Raw genomic sequence first — 14,474 nt, 5'->3', positions numbered from 1 at the left:
CCCAACGAGGTTGCACGGTTCATGAACTCCCGTCAGCGCCGAGGCGTGATACTCATCCTCCTGTCGGTCCTGTGCGCCCTCGGCGCGTTCGCCGGCGTGCTCTCCGTCATCAACGACGTGCGCTCCAAGGTCGGCCCCGAGGTCGCCGCCTACCGGCTGAAGACCGACATCGCGCCCTACACCACGCTCGGCGCCGACCAGTTCGAGCGGATCGAGATGCCCGAGCGCTGGCTGTCGGAGAACGCCGTCACCGACCTCGACGACATCCGCGGCAAGATCGCCGTCACCACCCTGCGCAAGGGCTCGCTGCTGCAGACCGACATGATCGTGGACCGGCCCGCCCTCCGGCCGGGGCAGCAGGAGGTCGCCATCATGATCGACGCGGCGACGGGCGTGGCCGGCAAGATCACCCCGGGCTCCACGGTCAACGTGTACGCCACCTTCGAGGGGCAGCGCGAGGGCGACCCCGACCAGTCGAAGATCATCGTCACCGGCGCCAAGGTCCTCGACGTCGGCCGGCTCACCGCCCTCCAGCCCGACGAGGACGACCGCCGGGGCCCCGCCGACGCCGTCCCCATCACCTTCGCGCTGTCCACCCTCGACGCCCAGCGCATCACCTACGCCGAGTCGTTCGCCCAGCGGGTGCGGCTCGCGCTGGTCGGCCCCGGGGGCGACACGGGCGTCCCCGAGAAGGACCGGACGTACGAACTCGCGCAGGACAAGTGAGAGGCCCGCATGTCCACCAGGATCCTCCCGGCAGTCGGTGACGCGGACGCGGCCCGGTCCCTCACCACCCTGATCGGCCAGCTCCCCGACACGGAGCCGATGGCCCCGGTGACCGACTCCACGCAGCTCGTCGACACCCTCTCCCGGCTGGCCGCCGAGTCCCTGGACGAACTGCCCGAGGTGGTCGTCGTCCACGAGCGGATCGGCCCCGTCCCCGCGCTGGAACTGATCCGCGAGGTCGCCCTGCGCTTCCCCGCCGTCGGCGTCGTCCTCGTCACCTCCGACGCGAGCCCCGGCCTCTTCCAGGCCGCCATGGACCACGGCGCCCGCGGCCTGGCCGCCCTCCCGCTGAGCTACGAGGAGCTCGCCAGCCGGGTCCAGGCGGTCGCCCAGTGGTCGGCCGGCGTACGGCGCCACCTGGGCGCCGGCGCCGACCCGGTCTCCGGCGCCGGCGGCACCGTCGTCACCGTCAGCGGCGCCAAAGGAGGGGTCGGCGCCACCCTCACCGCGGTGCAGCTCGCGCTCGCCGCCCAGACCTCCGGACGCGCCACCGCCCTGGTCGACATGGATCTCCAGACCGGGGACGTCGCCTCCTACCTGGACGTCCAGTTCCGGCGGTCCGTCGTCGACCTGGCCGCGATCAACGACATCTCCCCGCGCGTCCTCGCCGACGCCGTCTTCCGCCACGACAGCGGACTCGCCCTGCTCCTCGCCCCCGCCGAGGGCGAACGCGGCGAGGAGGTCACCGACCGGGCGGCCCGTCACATCGTCGGTGCCCTGCGCTCCCGCTACGAGGTCGTCGTCGTCGACTGCGGCGCCCAGCTCGGCGGCGCCGGCGCGGCGGCCGTGGAGATGGCCGACCGGGCCCTGCTGGTCACCACCCCCGACGTGATCGCCGTACGGGGCGCCAAGCGGGCCGTGCGGATGTGGGACCGGCTGCAGATCCGCAAGGCGGAGGAGACCACGGTCGTCGTCAACCGGCACACCCGGTCCACGGAGATCCAGCCGCCGCTCATCGCGCGGATCACCGGCACCGCGGTCGCCGTCACCACGGTCCCCGCCCACTTCAAGGAGCTCCAGGGCGTGGTGGACGCCGGACGCGTGCACGAACTGGAGGCGAAGAGCACCGTGAAGCAGGCGATGTGGGCGCTGGCCGGCGAACTCGGCCTGGTACGGGCCGCGCAGACCGGCCACAAGGGCGGCCGGCTGCGCGGCGACCGGGGCGCGGTCAGCTTCCGGCGGCGCAGGGACGGCACGGGATGAGCGGCCACAGGTGGGCGAGGGCGACGGGGCCGGGCCGCGACCGGGGGCAGGTCACCGTCGAGTTCCTCGGCATGACCCCGACGATCCTCGTCACGCTGGTCGTGCTGTGGCAGCTCGTGCTCGTCGGCTACACCTTCACCCTCGCCGGGAACGCCGCCGACGAGGCGGCCCGCGCCGGGACGGCCGCGTCCCCCGGCGCACGCCAGGGCGCCTGCCAAGCGGCCGGCACGGACAAGCTGTCCGGCGCCTGGGGCAGCGGAGCCACGGTGACCTGCGCGACGGGCGGCGGCATGGTCACCGCCGACGTGAGGATCAGGGTGCCGATCCTCTTCCCCGGCACGCTGTCGTTCCCGTTCGACGTGACCGGTCACGCGGGCGCGGTCGAGGAGGAGACGGACTGACATGGCGTACCGATCCGACATGCCGCACCGGCAAGGTGACCGTCGCCGCGACCGCGGGCAGGTGGCGATCGAGTACCTGGGTTTCCTGCCGGTCCTGCTGATCGTGGCGATGGCCGGGGTGCAGCTCGGCCTGATCGCCTACACCGCACAGCAGGCGGGCACCGCCGCCCGCGCGGGCGCCCGCAGCGCCTCCCTGAACCAGGGCGCCCAGGCCGCCTGCGCGGCCGCCGTCAGCTCCTGGCTGGCCGGCGGCACCTCGTGCGGCACGTCGGGCGGCGGCGACGAGGTCACCGTCACCGCCCGGGTCGACATCCCGTCCGTCGTGCCCGGCTGGGACTTCGGATCGGCGGGGAGGAGCGCCACGATGCCCGTCGACCACTGACCCCACCACCACCGGAGCGCCCGACGAACCAGGAACCGGGACGAGGACGACGAGGAGCGAGCCACTCATGAGCCTGCGGGCACGCATCAACTCCCCCGAGGAGAGGACCGGGCGGGGCGAGGAAGGCCACCTCGTCGCGTCCTTCCGCGCCAAGCTCCTGGAGGAGATCGACCTCGCGGAGATGAGCGCGCTGTCCCCGGCCGAGCGCCGGGCCCGGCTGGAACGCGTCCTCGGCCACATCATCAGCCGCGAGGGCCCCGTCCTGTCGACGGTCGAACGCTCCCAGCTGATCCGACGCGTCGTCGACGAGGCCCTCGGCCTCGGCATCCTCGAACCGCTGCTGGAGGACCCGTCCGTCACCGAGATCATGGTGAACGGCCCCGACGCCGTCTTCGTCGAGCGCGGCGGCCGGGTGGAGCAGCTGCCGCTGCGGTTCGCCTCCAACGACCAGCTCATGCAGACGATCGAACGCATCGTCTCCACCGTGAACCGCCGCGTCGACGAGTCCAACCCCATGGTCGACGCCCGGCTGCCGTCCGGGGAGCGCGTCAACGTCATCATCCCGCCGCTGTCCCTGACCGGCGCGGTCCTCACCATCCGCCGCTTCCCCCGCTCCTTCACCCTCCAGGAGCTGATCGGCCTCGGCTCGCTCGACGAGCCCATGCTGTACCTGCTGGCCGGACTGGTGCAGGCCCGCTTCAACATCATCGTGTCCGGCGCCACCGGCACCGGGAAGACGACCCTCCTCAACGCCCTGTCCGGTCTGATCCCCACGGGCGAACGCATCATCACCATCGAGGACTCCGCCGAACTCCAGCTCCAGCAGCCGCACGTCATCCGCCTGGAGTCCCGCCCGCCGAACGTCGAGGGCAAGGGCCGGGTCACCATCCGCGACCTGGTCCGCAACTCCCTGCGGATGCGGCCCGACCGCATCGTCGTCGGCGAGGTCCGCGGCGGCGAGTCCCTGGACATGCTCCAGGCCATGTCCACCGGACACGACGGCTCCCTCGCCACCGTCCACGCCAACAGCGCCGAGGACGCCCTCACCCGGCTGCAGACCCTCGCCTCCATGTCCGACGTGGAGATCCCCTTCGTCGCCCTGCACGACCAGATCAACAGCGCCGTCGACGTGATCGTCCAGCTCACCCGGTTCGCCGACGGCGCCCGCCGCATCACCGAGATCGCCCTGCTGGAGAGCCACGGCGGGGAGCCGTACCGGCTGGCCACGGTCGCCCGTTTCGACGCGCTCCCGATGACCCCCGACGGCCGCGTCCACGGCTCCTTCGTCCACCATCCCCTGCCCCGGCGGACCGCCGACCGCCTCTACATGGCGGGCCAGCCCGTCCCGCAGGCGTTCGGCATCGCCCACTCCGCCGACCAGCTCGCCACCCGAGAAGCCAGGTAGGTACCGCCCCCATGGAGCTGCAGAACCTGATCACGCTGACCACCGGCGTCACCCTGCTGACCTGCGTCCTCGCGGTCGCAGGCGTGCACGTGTACGCGGCCGGGCGGGCGCAGCGCCACGCACTGGTGGACCGGCTGTCGGCCACCGGGGAGCTCCCGGCCGCCGGCCGCCGGCGCCGCTTCCCGACGCTGGACCGCCGGCTGCGCCGCACCCGCCTCGGCCACAAACTGGAGCTGCGCCTGCTCGCCACCGGCCTGGACGTCACACCGGGCGAGTTCTCCGTGGCGATGCTCACCGCCGTCGCCGGACTGTGGCTGGCCGGGCAGGCCGCCCTCGCGCCCTTCTTCGGCCCGATCGCGGGACTCCTCGGCGTGTGGGCCGCCCTGCAGTTCCTCGACTGGCAGCGGCAGAAACGCATCGAGCGGTTCATCAACCAGCTCCCCGAACTGGCCCGCATCCTCGCCAACGCCACCCAGGCGGGCCTCGCCCTGCGCACCGCCATCGGCATCGCCGCGGAGGAGCTGGAGGCCCCGGCCGGCGAGGAACTCGCCAAGGTGGCCAACCAGCTCGCGATGGGCGCCTCCATGGAGGACGCCCTCGGCGAACTCTCCGACCGGCTCCCCTCGCGCGAACTCGTCGTCCTGGTCACCACGCTGGTGCTGGCCAACCGGGCGGGCGGCCAGGTGGTGAGCGCCCTGCGCAACCTCACCGAGACGCTGGAGGAACGCAAGGAGACCCGGCGCGAGGTCCGCACCCAGCTCTCCCAGGTCAGCATGACCTCGTACGCCGTGCCGGTGCTCGGCGTCGGCTCGCTGTTCCTGATGAACGGCGTGAAGGACGGCGCCCTGGAGCGCATGACCGGATCGACGGCCGGACAGATCGCGGTCCTCGTCGCCTTCGGCCTGTACGCCGTCGGCTTCCTGCTCATCCGCCGCCTGTCCCGCATCGACGTCTGAGCCGGGAAGGGGACGACGACATGGCACTCGCGCTCGCCGCACTGACGGCCCTCGCCGTGTGCGGCATCTTCGCCGGCATCCGCATGTACCGGGCGGAGGCGAAACTCCCCGGCGACCTGATGCTCGCCCTGGAGGTCGGCTCCACCCGCACCGGCGCGGTCGACTCCCTCATCGACCGCATGGGCATGCGCTACGCGCCCGCCGTACTGCGCCTCATGGGACCCGGACTGGTCGCCAAGTACCGCCGCAGGATCGACCTCGCGGGCAACCCCGGCGGCCTCACCATCCACCGCTACGCCGCCCGCCGCGCCGTCTACGGCGCCCTCGGCGGCTTCGGCTTCCTGGTGTTCCTGATGCGCGGCCAGCTGTTCGTGGCGCTGCTGCTGCTCGCGTTCGGCGCGTTCTGGACGGAGGTCGGCATCTGGTCGGCGATCCGCGTCCGCAAGGACGTCATCGAGCGGACCCTGCCTGACTTCCTCGACGTCCTCGCCGTCGTGGTCAGCGCGGGCCTCGGCTTCCGCCAGGCCCTCGAACGCGTCTCCTCGCAGTACGAGGGCCCCTGGGCGGACGAACTGCGCATCACCCTGCGCCAGATGGACCTCGGCATGAGCCGGCGGCAGGCCTTCGCCGAACTGCGCCGCCGCAACGACTCCGAACAGGTCGCGATGTTCGTCACCGCCCTCCAGCAGGGCGAGGAGCTGGGCGCGCCCATCGTCGACACCCTGGTGGCGCTCGCCAAGGACATGCGCCGCACGGACGCGCAGAACGCCCGCCGCAAGGCGGCCCGCGCGGTCCCCAAGGCCACCCTGATGATCACCACATTCATGGTCCCGGCCACGATGATCCTCCTCGGCGCCGGCCTGATCCTCGGCTCCGGCACCGACTTCGGCTCGCTCACGGGCGAGTGACGGGAGGCGGAGTGCGATGACGACGACTCGGACACGCAGGGGACGGGCGTGGCGGCGGCGCCGCGGCCCGGCCGTTCAGCGGCGGGCGGGGGCGGGGCCGTCCGCGCCCGCCGCGCCGGTCGCGGCGTGTGCGCGGACGCCGCAGGGGGTGACGGAGGCAGGGGCCCCGGGGGGTTCGCCTCGGGCGGCCCGCACACCTCAGGACCCGCCCGCCCCGCCGGTCACGGACACCCAGCTCCAGGTGAACGCCCTCCAGGCGCTGTGCCGCCAGGCCTTCGGCTTCCGGCTCGCGATGATCGCCCTGGCCGCCCCGTCCGCCCTCCTCAACGCGGGCCCCGGCTGGGGCGTACGCCTGGTCGGCAGCGCCGTCGTCGTCACCTTCATGGTGTCGTACGCCCTCTTCCGCGACTGGGAGCGCTTCGGCCCCCTCCTCCTGCGCCACCCCACCCTCCTCGCGGCGGACACTCTCTTCGGCGCCCTGCTGCTGGTCTCCGCCGGCCCCGACACCACCCTCGCCTACGTCAGCGTCTGCACGCCGCTGCTCGCGGGCCTCATCTACGGCTGGCGGGGCGCGGCCGTCTTCGCCTCCCTCCAGGGCGTGATCCTGCTGCTCGTCCACGCCACGCTGGACAACCCGCACACCGAACCCGCCGAGACGCTGATCCTGCCCGGCCTGTGCGTCGTCGCGGGGGCGGCCGGATCCAGCCTGCGCAAGCTGATGCTCCGCCTCGGCGAGGCGACCCGCGCCCTGGCCGCGGTCCGCGCCCGCCTCGCGGTCACGGAGGCGGTCGACGCCGAACGGGCGCGCCTCGCACGGGAGATGCACGACTCGGTGGCCAAGACGCTGCACGGGGTCGCCCTGGCGGCGGACGGCCTGGCCTGCTCGGCGGGCGCCGCCCGCATGGACCCCGCCCTGGTGAAACGCCAGGCGGAACTGGTGGCGCGGTCCGCGCGGAGGGCTGCCGCGGAGTCGCGGGAACTGCTGACGGACCTGCGGAGGGAGGGGCGGCCGGGGCGGGCGGTGGACGTGCTGGGGGATCTGGCGTGCGCGGTGCGGGACTTCAGGGCGCGGAGTGGGGCGCCGGTGACGTACGCGAGGACGGGTGAGGGCGGCCGGCCGCTGCGGGTGCCCCCGGCGGTGGCCCGCCAGCTCCTCTCCATCACCGAGGAGGCGATGGAGAACGCCCACCGTCACGCACGGGCGAAGAGGCTGGACGTGCGGGCCGGAGTCCAGGGTGGGGTGCTGACGGTCGGCGTCCGCGACGACGGCACGGGCCTGCCCGGCCTCCCCGCCGCCCCCGACCTCGACCGCCTGCGCCGCTCGGGCCACTTCGGCCTGGTGGGCATGGTGGAACGGGCCGCCTCGGTCGGGGCGCGCGTCAGCTTCGGACCGGGCGAACGGGGGCGCGGGACGGAGGTGCGGGTGGAGTGGCCGCTCGCGCTGCCGAGGACGGAGGTCCGCCATGCGCGGTGAACCGGACCCGTTCGGGGAGGTGCCGCCTCCCGAGCCTCTGCGGCTGGTCGTGGCCGACGACAACCCGGTGGTCCGCGCGGGGTTGACGGCCCTCCTCTCCGGCCGCGAGGACCTGGAGGTGGTGGCGGAGGCGGCGGACGGGAGGGAGGCGTACGTGGCGACGCTGGCCCACACACCGGACGTGGTGCTGCTGGACGTCCGCATGCCGGGGGTGGACGGCCTCGCGGCCCTCCCTCACCTGGTGCCGCTGACGGCGGTCCTGATGCTGACGTACAGCGGGGAGTCGGACATCGTCCACGAGGCACTGCGCCGGGGCGCCAACGGGTATCTGGTGCACGGCGACTTCACACCGGACGAGCTGGTGACGGCGGTACGGGACGCGAGACGGGGGAGGCCGCACTTGACGCCTACGGCGGCGGGGAGATTGCTGGCGCAATTACGGGAGGGGGGTGGCACAGATTCCGCTTTCGGGGTTATGTCTGGCGGAAGTTGGCAGGACGCCGGGCCTACTTCTACGAAAAACCTTTCGCAAGTGCAACCGGATGTGGCACAGTCGGAGTCCGACAGGTCGACGTACGGGCTGAGTGCGAGGGAGGCGGAGATCATGGAGCTCATCGCGTCCGGCATGAACAACCAGCAGATCGCCGCCACCTGCTTCATCAGCGAGAAGACGGTCAAGAACCACATCAACCGCATCTTCGCGAAGCTGCACAGCACGAGCCGCGCCGAGGCCGCTGCGAAGTGGCGCGGCACGGGGAGGACTTCGGCCCGGGACGGGGGTGGCCGGTGGTGAGGCACACACCGACGACACGCTGGGCCCGCCTCTGGGTCCGGAAATGGGCCCCGGGACCCTTGAGGGGCCTGACCAACCCCTCGTACGGTGCCCAGGTCGACAGCGGCCCCGGGACCAAGGCCGCCACCGCGTCAGTCGGAGGGGAACACCATGGGCAACTGGATCAACACGACGGTCAGGTACCTCCAGACCCGCGCGTCCCGCCGCGACGATCGGGGGCAGACGGCGGTGGAGTATCTGGGGATCATCGCGGTGGTGGTGGCCATTGTGCTGGCGATCACGGGGACGGACATCGGGCAGACGATCTTCAATGCCATCACCGACAAGATCAGCGAGGTCACCGGCATCTGACCCGTCGACGGCTCTTCGCCGATTCCGGGCAGGCCTTTCCCATCTACATCACGGTGGTGGGGGGTCTGCTCTTTCTCGCGTTCGCGTACCTGGCGGTCGGCCAGGCTGCCGCAAACCGGAACGGCGCTCAGACCGCCGCCGATGCGGCGGCTCTCGCAGCCGCACAGGAGCGGCGTGACCAGCTGTCCGGGGCGTGGGTGGAGAACCTCCTCGACCCCGAGAAATGGCAGGACATCTTCGACGGCATGGCGGCCGGGCTGACACCGACGTGCTGGAGGGCGGAGGAACTGGCCGCCAGCAACGATGCCACGGTTTTGAACTGCTACGCGGACGGCCTCCTCAGCTACACGGTCGAAGTGCAGACGAACAAGACGGTCGGGGATTCCATCGTGCCCGGCACCGAGACGAAGAAGTCGCGGGCGACGGCCACCGCGGTGATCGAGCCCCGCTGCGGCTTCGAACTCCCTCCCGAGGGAGAAGAAGCTGACGAGGCGGAAAAGCTCCCGACGCTCAACTGCAAGGGCGGGATCGACTGGGAACTGGACCCCGAGGCGCCCCAGGACCTGCTGCCGAAACCCGAGGATCTTTTCGACGTTCACCTGGCCGACTGACAAGCTAACGACGAGTGACTGAGGATGCAGGGTATGAGCGTTCGGTTCACAACGAGGGCCCGTAGCGGGGCCGTCACGCTGGTTGTTGCGGCCGGACTGGCCCTGGGCGTGGCCGGCTGCGGCGGTGGCGGGGATGACGACGGCAAGCCGGAGAGCACCGCGTCCACATCACAGGAACGCGGGTCCGAACCGAGTGCGCAGGAGAACCAAGCCACGGAGACGCTCGCGGAACTGCGGGGACCGGACGGCTTGCTGCTCCAGGTCACCTCGGCCGAGCGGGACGACGGCGGCTTTGTCACGGTCAACGGAACCTTGAAGAACGACAGCGACAAGTCGTTGAACCTGCCCGCGCAGCTGAGCGGCAACGAGACCGAGGTCATCCGCAACGGTCGGTCGCTCGGCGGGGCAACGCTGGTCGACAGCAAGGGCAAGAAGCGCTACTACGTCCTGCGGGACACGGACGGCCGCCCTCTGACGACCACGGGCATCACCGGGATCAAGTCCGGTGAGTCGGTGCCGGTCTTCATGCAGTTCCCCGCGCCGCCCACGGACACGGTCAAGGTTTCCCTGCAGTTGCCCATGTTCGCCAGCGGCACCATCCAGATCTCTGGGTGAGGCCGGGATGACACACACGCGCCTCCTCCTCATCGGCACGGTCACCACCCTGCTGGCCGTCGGCCCGGCCGTGGCCCGCGCCGACGACGGACCGAGCGTCCCGCCGGGCACGGAAGCCAGCGCTTCCGCGCCCGTGGAGCTGGACCCCAACGACCCCGACCTGAAACTCCCCGACGGGGCCACCCTCGCCGAGCCGAAGGTGCTGGACATCAAGTCCGTCGTCGAGGACCAGAGCGGGGACGAGCGCCGCGAGGACACGAACACGAGCGTGACGTTCGCCCTCCAGGCGGAGGTCCTCTTCGGCAAGGACAGCGCCAGGATCTCCGCGCAGGCGAGGGCCCGCATCTCCGTCATCGCGAGCGAGATCAGGACGCAGAACGCGACCCGCATCCGCGTTTTCGGCTTCACGGACAACCTCGGCTCGTCCGCGCACGGCGACGTGCTGTCCCGCAAGCGGGCCAACGCCGTGCACGGCATCCTCGAGCAGGAGCTGAGCGACGCGAACATCACGTACGAGGTGCGCGGTTACGGCGAGGACTACCCGATCGCGGACAACTCGACGGAGGAGGGCAGGAAGAAGAACCGGCGGGTGGAGATCTCGTTCCCGCGAGGGGCGAACTGAGCGGGCTCAGCGGAGTTCACGCACCTCCACCACCGCCCCGACGCCCAGCCCCCACCCCGCCATGGCCCCCGCCTCCGCCTCGACGACATGCCGCGCCCGGACACGCGGCCGCCCCAGCCGTCCGGGCGGCATGGTGCGCACGTCGAGGACGCGGAGCCGCCGGTCGAGGTAGGCGACGTCGATGGGCATGCGCATACGGAAGGTGTGGATGCTGTTGGCGGGCGAAAGCAACAGGGCGCCTTCGAGGCTCTCCCGCCCGAGCAGTCCGCGTGTCCGCGCCCGATAGGAGGCCGCGATCTCGAGCGGCACCCGGGCACTGACGCCCCCGTCCTGCTTCCGCACGACCAACTCCCCACGCCCGTCCCGCCAGCGCACGACCGCGCCTCCCCTCACCCCGGCGAACGTACCCCGCGACGCTGGATAACGTGACCCCACGAAAGCGACGCCTCGCCCCACCGGGAGCCTCCTTGAACCGCCGCACCGTCTTCCTCACGACGCTCGCCGTCACCTCGGCCCTGACCTTGACCGCGTGCGGCAGCGACGAGCCCGACACGTCGGCGAAGGGCGGCGACAAGGCGACTGGTTCCACGGGGCGGACCCCGGCGCCGTCGACCCCGGCCTCGGATGACCGGCCGGCCGTCGACCTGCCCAGCGACCTCTCCTACACCTTCGACTGGCCGAAGACCGGCGACAAGGAGAAGGACGCGGTCCTGGCCGACAGCGAGCAGTCCATCAAGGCGGTCGACCAGGCGATCGTGCACCAGAACCCCCGCGATAAGGCGTACCTCTCCTACTACGAGGGTGATGCCGCCGTTCAGACTAAGCAGTTCATCCAGGCGTACGTCGACGCCAAGGCGCGAGTCACCGGAAAGTACCGCTACTACAACCCCACGGTCCAAGTACGCGACAGCGGCTCGGCCTCGCTTGTCTACTGCGAGGACCAGAGCAAGGCGTTCGACATGTACCTCAAGGACCGGAAGGTCAACAGAACGCCCGTCACCGCCAACAGCTACGTGCTCTACACCACGCAACTGCGGAAGAACGACGAGGGCGTCTGGGTCGTCACCAAGCTGCTGTCCGAAAGGGGACACGACCAGTGCCGACCCTGAGCATGCGGCGCGTCTGTCGTCGCAGCGGGGAAGTGTCAACCCTGACGTAGGGCTCCGCGTCCCAATTCGGTATTAGCTGTGTTGCAGTTGCCCCAATCGCTCTGGTGTCGCACTGTGACCGCTGGATAGCGTTGGCACGCTGATGTGACGCCTCGCCCCACCGGGAGCCGACTGTGAACCGCCGTCCCACCCTGCTCGCAGCGCTTGCGCTGACCGCCACCGCGGCGTTGACGCTGTCCGCGTGCGGAAGCGACGACGACAGTCCGTCCAAGGGTTCCGACGAGATTGCCGGCGCCGACACAGGGGGTGGGAAGTCCGCGTCCCCGAGTGCATCGGCCGCAGCGCCCACGGACCGACCCAAGATTGAGCTGCCACCGGACCTCAAGCTGACCTTCGAGGGCGGCGAGACGGGAGACCCCGTCAAGGACGCGATCCTGGCTGACAGCGCGGAGCGGATGCGTGCCGTGGACGCCGCCATCACGGGGACGGACCCCGAGGGCGAGGCCCTCGCCTTCTACAACACGGGCAAGGCTCTGGAAGCCGCGCTGAGCTGGGTCGCCCAGTTCGAGGAGGCCGGAGCCACCATGACGGGCGAGGCCCGCTACTACGACCGCAAGGTGACGCTCAAGAACAAGGACTCCGCAACGTTGGTCTTCTGCGCCGACGAGAGCAAGGGCTTCAGTAAGGACAAGAAGACCAACAAGATCCACAAGACGCCGGTCACGAAGAACAGCTACGTGCTGTACAACACGAGGCTCGACAAGAACGCTGAAGGCGTCTGGCAGACATCCCAGATCATCTCTACGAGGGGGGCGGCTCAATGCCAGCCGTAGCGAGGATCTCGGTGGGAGCGGCCCTCATGGCCGCGCTCACTGTGCTGGCCTCAAGTCCGACAGCACATGCCGACTTCGTGCCGGGCGGCAAGGGAACGGGCAGCGAAACGCAGGTCGACGGCGGCCAGGGCGACGGGACGATCTCGGCGTCGGCCGGTGTCGTCGTGTTCGACCGCTCGAAGAACGGATCCGGTCCGAAGGCCGGCCCCGTCACCTCCGCCACCACCTGGACTCCACCCGCCTGCTACTACGCGCCGAAGTACACCCCCGAGCAGCTTCAGAAGTATCTGGAGCCGATCTGGGAGGCGGGAAGTACAGGCCACGAGTGGGACCTCTCGCAGCGCAAGCGGTATGTCGAGGGCGAGCCCTACAAGGACTTCAACAAGGAGAAGACCGGGGAGGGCTACTGGTGGGACTCCTACGTCACACCGGGCCGCATCGGCGACCCTGGGGCGCTCGACTGCGACGAGCCCATTTTCTGGGTGGACAACAACGACGACCCGCCCGCCGACATCCCGCAGGCCATCACTCCGGAGATGCTGGCCCAGCTCGCCTACGCCGAGATCCGAGTCCCCTCGACCGAGGTGGAACTCGCTCCGGACGGCGCGACCAAGGTGAACCTGCCGACCTGGATGTGGCTGGACGGGGCGGACTTCAAGCCGGTCTCGGTCACGGCGTCCGTGCCGCTGCTGGGCATCCAGGCGACCACCACGGCCGAACCGCTCTCCGTGCGGATCGAACCGGGGACGCCCGACGCGGAGACGTATCCGGCCTCCGGCGTCTGCGAGATCAACAACGGCCGTATCGGTGAGCCGTACGCCAAGGGCAAGGCGAACCGTACGCCGCCGTGCGGTGTGAAGTACCTGCGCTCTTCGGGCGACGACGCCTACAAGCTCCAGGCCACAGTCACCTGGAAGATCTACTGGACCGGCACCGGAGTCGCTGGCGAGCAGCGGCTCCCGGACGGCACGTTCGGCGGCGAGCAGGACGTCGTCGTCCAGGAGATCCAGGCCGTCAACCGATAGCCGGACGCGCACTGCTCCGCCCGCCCCGGCGATGGTTTGCCGGGGCTCCGCCCGCCCCGGCGATGGTTTGCCGGGGCGGGCCCCCGTGGGTAGGTACACCCGCATGACGACGACACTCGGTGCTGTGTTCCGCCCTCAGCTCGCCCCCGAGCGGCTGCGCTCCGTCGTGCGTACCGCCGACGCCGCCGGGCTCGACGAGCTGTGGCTGTGGGAGGACTGCTTCCGGGAGGGCGGCATCTCCACCGGCGCCGCCGCCCTCGCGTGGAGCGAGCGTCTGCGCGTGGGCATCGGACTGCTGCCCGTCCCCCTGCGGAACGTCGCCGTCACCGCCATGGAGGCCGCCTCCCTGCACCGGATGTTCCCCGGCCGCCCGATCCTCGGCGTGGGGCACGGCGTGCAGGACTGGATGGGGCAGGTCGGCGCGCGCGTCGAGTCGCCCCTCACCCTGCTCCGCGAGCATCTCCTCGCCCTGCGCGCCCTGCTGGCCGGCGAGACGGTCACCTCCAAGGGGCGCTACGTCGCCCTCGACGACGTCACGCTCGACTGGCCCCCGCCCGGCCCCGTCGACGTCCTCGCCGGCGGCATGGGCCCCCGTACCCTACGGCTCACCGGGGAGGCCGCCGACGGCACCATCCTCACCGCCGACACCTCCGCCGACGGCGTCCGGCAGGCGTGCGGGCTGATCCGGGAGGGCCGCGTCGCGGCGGGGCGTGACCCCGACGGCCACCGGGTCGTCGTCTATCTGCTGACCGCGACCGGGGACGGGGCGCGGGAGCGGCTGGAGGCCGAGCTGGTCGCCGAGGGGCACGCCGCGGACACCGGCCTCGGGGTGGCCGGGGACGCCCGCGCCGTCGCCGACGCCGTACGGCGGCTGGCGGAGGCGGGCGCCGGCACGGTCGTCCTCCAGCCCACCGGTGACGAACCCGACCCGGAGGGCTTCGTCCGCTTCGCGGCGGAGGAGGTACGGCCGCTCCTCGCATAGACCGCCCTCGCGCGGCCG

At 71.4% G+C, this 14,474-nt stretch carries 18 protein-coding genes; 17 read left to right on the top strand and 1 reads right to left on the bottom strand.

What is annotated here, in order from left to right; all coding sequences use genetic code 11:
- Positions 1-21: 21 nt before the first annotated feature.
- From cpaB to ELQ39_RS10845, 13 genes are all read left to right on the top strand, one after another.
- Positions 22-726: a Flp pilus assembly protein CpaB gene (gene cpaB / locus ELQ39_RS10905; protein ID WP_225643307.1), complete on the top strand. Its 705-nt coding sequence runs from the start codon at positions 22-24 to the stop codon at positions 724-726.
- Positions 727-735: 9 nt separating this feature from the next.
- Entirely contained in the window at positions 736-1,989 is a 1,254-nt protein-coding gene (locus ELQ39_RS10900) for an AAA family ATPase (RefSeq protein ID WP_242591764.1), read from the top strand.
- The gene (locus ELQ39_RS10895; protein ID WP_242591763.1) at positions 1,986-2,390 is read left to right on the top strand and encodes a TadE/TadG family type IV pilus assembly protein; all 405 of its coding nucleotides are present in this window, start codon (positions 1,986-1,988) and stop codon (positions 2,388-2,390) included. The genes ELQ39_RS10900 and ELQ39_RS10895 overlap by 4 nt, the downstream gene beginning before the upstream one ends.
- 1 nt (position 2,391) lies before the next feature.
- The gene (locus tag ELQ39_RS10890; protein WP_400006519.1) at positions 2,392-2,772 is read left to right on the top strand and encodes a TadE/TadG family type IV pilus assembly protein; all 381 of its coding nucleotides are present in this window, start codon (positions 2,392-2,394) and stop codon (positions 2,770-2,772) included.
- Positions 2,773-2,839: 67 nt separating this feature from the next.
- On the top strand, positions 2,840-4,177 hold the full coding sequence (locus ELQ39_RS10885) for a CpaF family protein (RefSeq protein WP_190002391.1): 1,338 nt from the start codon (positions 2,840-2,842) through the stop codon (positions 4,175-4,177).
- A gap of 11 nt (positions 4,178-4,188) precedes the next feature.
- The gene (locus ELQ39_RS10880; protein ID WP_242591762.1) at positions 4,189-5,133 is read left to right on the top strand and encodes a type II secretion system F family protein; all 945 of its coding nucleotides are present in this window, start codon (positions 4,189-4,191) and stop codon (positions 5,131-5,133) included.
- Between the two features lie 20 nt (positions 5,134-5,153).
- Positions 5,154-6,041, top strand: coding sequence for a DUF5936 domain-containing protein (locus ELQ39_RS10875; RefSeq protein WP_242591761.1), 888 nt, complete (start codon positions 5,154-5,156; stop codon positions 6,039-6,041).
- A gap of 16 nt (positions 6,042-6,057) precedes the next feature.
- Positions 6,058-7,515 carry a sensor histidine kinase gene (locus ELQ39_RS10870; protein ID WP_242591760.1) on the top strand — a complete coding sequence of 486 codons (1,458 nt, stop codon included), beginning with the start codon at positions 6,058-6,060 and terminating at the stop codon, positions 7,513-7,515.
- Positions 7,505-8,308, top strand: coding sequence for a response regulator (locus ELQ39_RS10865; protein WP_242591759.1), 804 nt, complete (start codon positions 7,505-7,507; stop codon positions 8,306-8,308). The genes ELQ39_RS10870 and ELQ39_RS10865 overlap by 11 nt, the downstream gene beginning before the upstream one ends.
- A gap of 150 nt (positions 8,309-8,458) precedes the next feature.
- Entirely contained in the window at positions 8,459-8,659 is a 201-nt protein-coding gene (locus tag ELQ39_RS10860; RefSeq protein WP_225626238.1) for a Flp family type IVb pilin, read from the top strand.
- Positions 8,656-9,270, top strand: a complete 615-nt coding sequence (locus ELQ39_RS10855) for a pilus assembly protein TadG-related protein (protein WP_242595580.1) — start codon at positions 8,656-8,658, stop codon at positions 9,268-9,270. The genes ELQ39_RS10860 and ELQ39_RS10855 overlap by 4 nt, the downstream gene beginning before the upstream one ends.
- 33 nt (positions 9,271-9,303) lie before the next feature.
- On the top strand, positions 9,304-9,885 hold the full coding sequence (locus ELQ39_RS10850) for a hypothetical protein (protein WP_242591758.1): 582 nt from the start codon (positions 9,304-9,306) through the stop codon (positions 9,883-9,885).
- Between the two features lie 7 nt (positions 9,886-9,892).
- Positions 9,893-10,507, top strand: coding sequence for an OmpA family protein (locus tag ELQ39_RS10845; protein WP_242591757.1), 615 nt, complete (start codon positions 9,893-9,895; stop codon positions 10,505-10,507).
- 6 nt (positions 10,508-10,513) lie between these two features.
- Here ELQ39_RS10845 and ELQ39_RS10840 read toward each other — a convergent pair whose 3' ends face one another.
- A complete protein-coding gene (locus tag ELQ39_RS10840) occupies positions 10,514-10,900 on the bottom strand; it encodes a DUF192 domain-containing protein (RefSeq protein ID WP_242591756.1) in 387 nt (128 codons plus the stop codon).
- 74 nt (positions 10,901-10,974) lie between these two features.
- Between ELQ39_RS10840 and ELQ39_RS10835 the strand changes: the two genes are divergently transcribed.
- From ELQ39_RS10835 to ELQ39_RS10820, 4 genes are all read left to right on the top strand, one after another.
- Positions 10,975-11,616 (top strand): hypothetical protein, encoded by a 642-nt coding sequence (locus tag ELQ39_RS10835; protein WP_242591755.1) that lies wholly within the window; start codon positions 10,975-10,977, stop codon positions 11,614-11,616.
- A 173-nt stretch (positions 11,617-11,789) separates the two neighbouring features.
- Positions 11,790-12,449: a hypothetical protein gene (locus ELQ39_RS10830; protein WP_242591754.1), complete on the top strand. Its 660-nt coding sequence runs from the start codon at positions 11,790-11,792 to the stop codon at positions 12,447-12,449.
- Positions 12,437-13,474 carry a hypothetical protein gene (locus ELQ39_RS10825; protein WP_190002402.1) on the top strand — a complete coding sequence of 346 codons (1,038 nt, stop codon included), beginning with the start codon at positions 12,437-12,439 and terminating at the stop codon, positions 13,472-13,474. Before ELQ39_RS10830 ends, ELQ39_RS10825 begins: the two co-directional genes overlap by 13 nt.
- Before the next feature lie 103 nt (positions 13,475-13,577).
- A complete protein-coding gene (locus ELQ39_RS10820; protein WP_242591753.1) occupies positions 13,578-14,456 on the top strand; it encodes an LLM class flavin-dependent oxidoreductase in 879 nt (292 codons plus the stop codon).
- Positions 14,457-14,474: the final 18 nt, after the last annotated feature.

The organism is Streptomyces sp. GB4-14 (assembly GCF_022696125.1).
Taxonomy (GTDB): Bacteria; Actinomycetota; Actinomycetes; order Streptomycetales; family Streptomycetaceae; genus Streptomyces; species Streptomyces werraensis.
This window is presented reverse-complemented; position numbering and strand designations above follow the sequence as displayed.

Bases quoted from the DNA above. Each gene is read 5' to 3' on its own strand.
- ELQ39_RS10890 (WP_400006519.1), top strand. From the start codon at position 2,392: ATGGCGTACCGATCCGACATGCCGCACCGGCAAGGTGACCGTCGCCGC.
- ELQ39_RS10845 (WP_242591757.1), top strand. From the start codon at position 9,893: ATGACACACACGCGCCTCCTCCTCATCGGCACGGTCACCACCCTGCTG.
- ELQ39_RS10865 (WP_242591759.1), top strand. From the start codon at position 7,505: ATGCGCGGTGAACCGGACCCGTTCGGGGAGGTGCCGCCTCCCGAGCCT.
- ELQ39_RS10870 (WP_242591760.1), top strand. From the start codon at position 6,058: ATGACGACGACTCGGACACGCAGGGGACGGGCGTGGCGGCGGCGCCGC.
- ELQ39_RS10875 (WP_242591761.1), top strand. From the start codon at position 5,154: ATGGCACTCGCGCTCGCCGCACTGACGGCCCTCGCCGTGTGCGGCATC.
- ELQ39_RS10885 (WP_190002391.1), top strand. From the start codon at position 2,840: ATGAGCCTGCGGGCACGCATCAACTCCCCCGAGGAGAGGACCGGGCGG.
- ELQ39_RS10825 (WP_190002402.1), top strand. From the start codon at position 12,437: ATGCCAGCCGTAGCGAGGATCTCGGTGGGAGCGGCCCTCATGGCCGCG.
- ELQ39_RS10900 (WP_242591764.1), top strand. From the start codon at position 736: ATGTCCACCAGGATCCTCCCGGCAGTCGGTGACGCGGACGCGGCCCGG.
- ELQ39_RS10850 (WP_242591758.1), top strand. From the start codon at position 9,304: ATGAGCGTTCGGTTCACAACGAGGGCCCGTAGCGGGGCCGTCACGCTG.
- ELQ39_RS10860 (WP_225626238.1), top strand. From the start codon at position 8,459: ATGGGCAACTGGATCAACACGACGGTCAGGTACCTCCAGACCCGCGCG.
- ELQ39_RS10895 (WP_242591763.1), top strand. From the start codon at position 1,986: ATGAGCGGCCACAGGTGGGCGAGGGCGACGGGGCCGGGCCGCGACCGG.
- ELQ39_RS10880 (WP_242591762.1), top strand. From the start codon at position 4,189: ATGGAGCTGCAGAACCTGATCACGCTGACCACCGGCGTCACCCTGCTG.
- ELQ39_RS10820 (WP_242591753.1), top strand. From the start codon at position 13,578: ATGACGACGACACTCGGTGCTGTGTTCCGCCCTCAGCTCGCCCCCGAG.
- cpaB (WP_225643307.1), top strand. From the start codon at position 22: ATGAACTCCCGTCAGCGCCGAGGCGTGATACTCATCCTCCTGTCGGTC.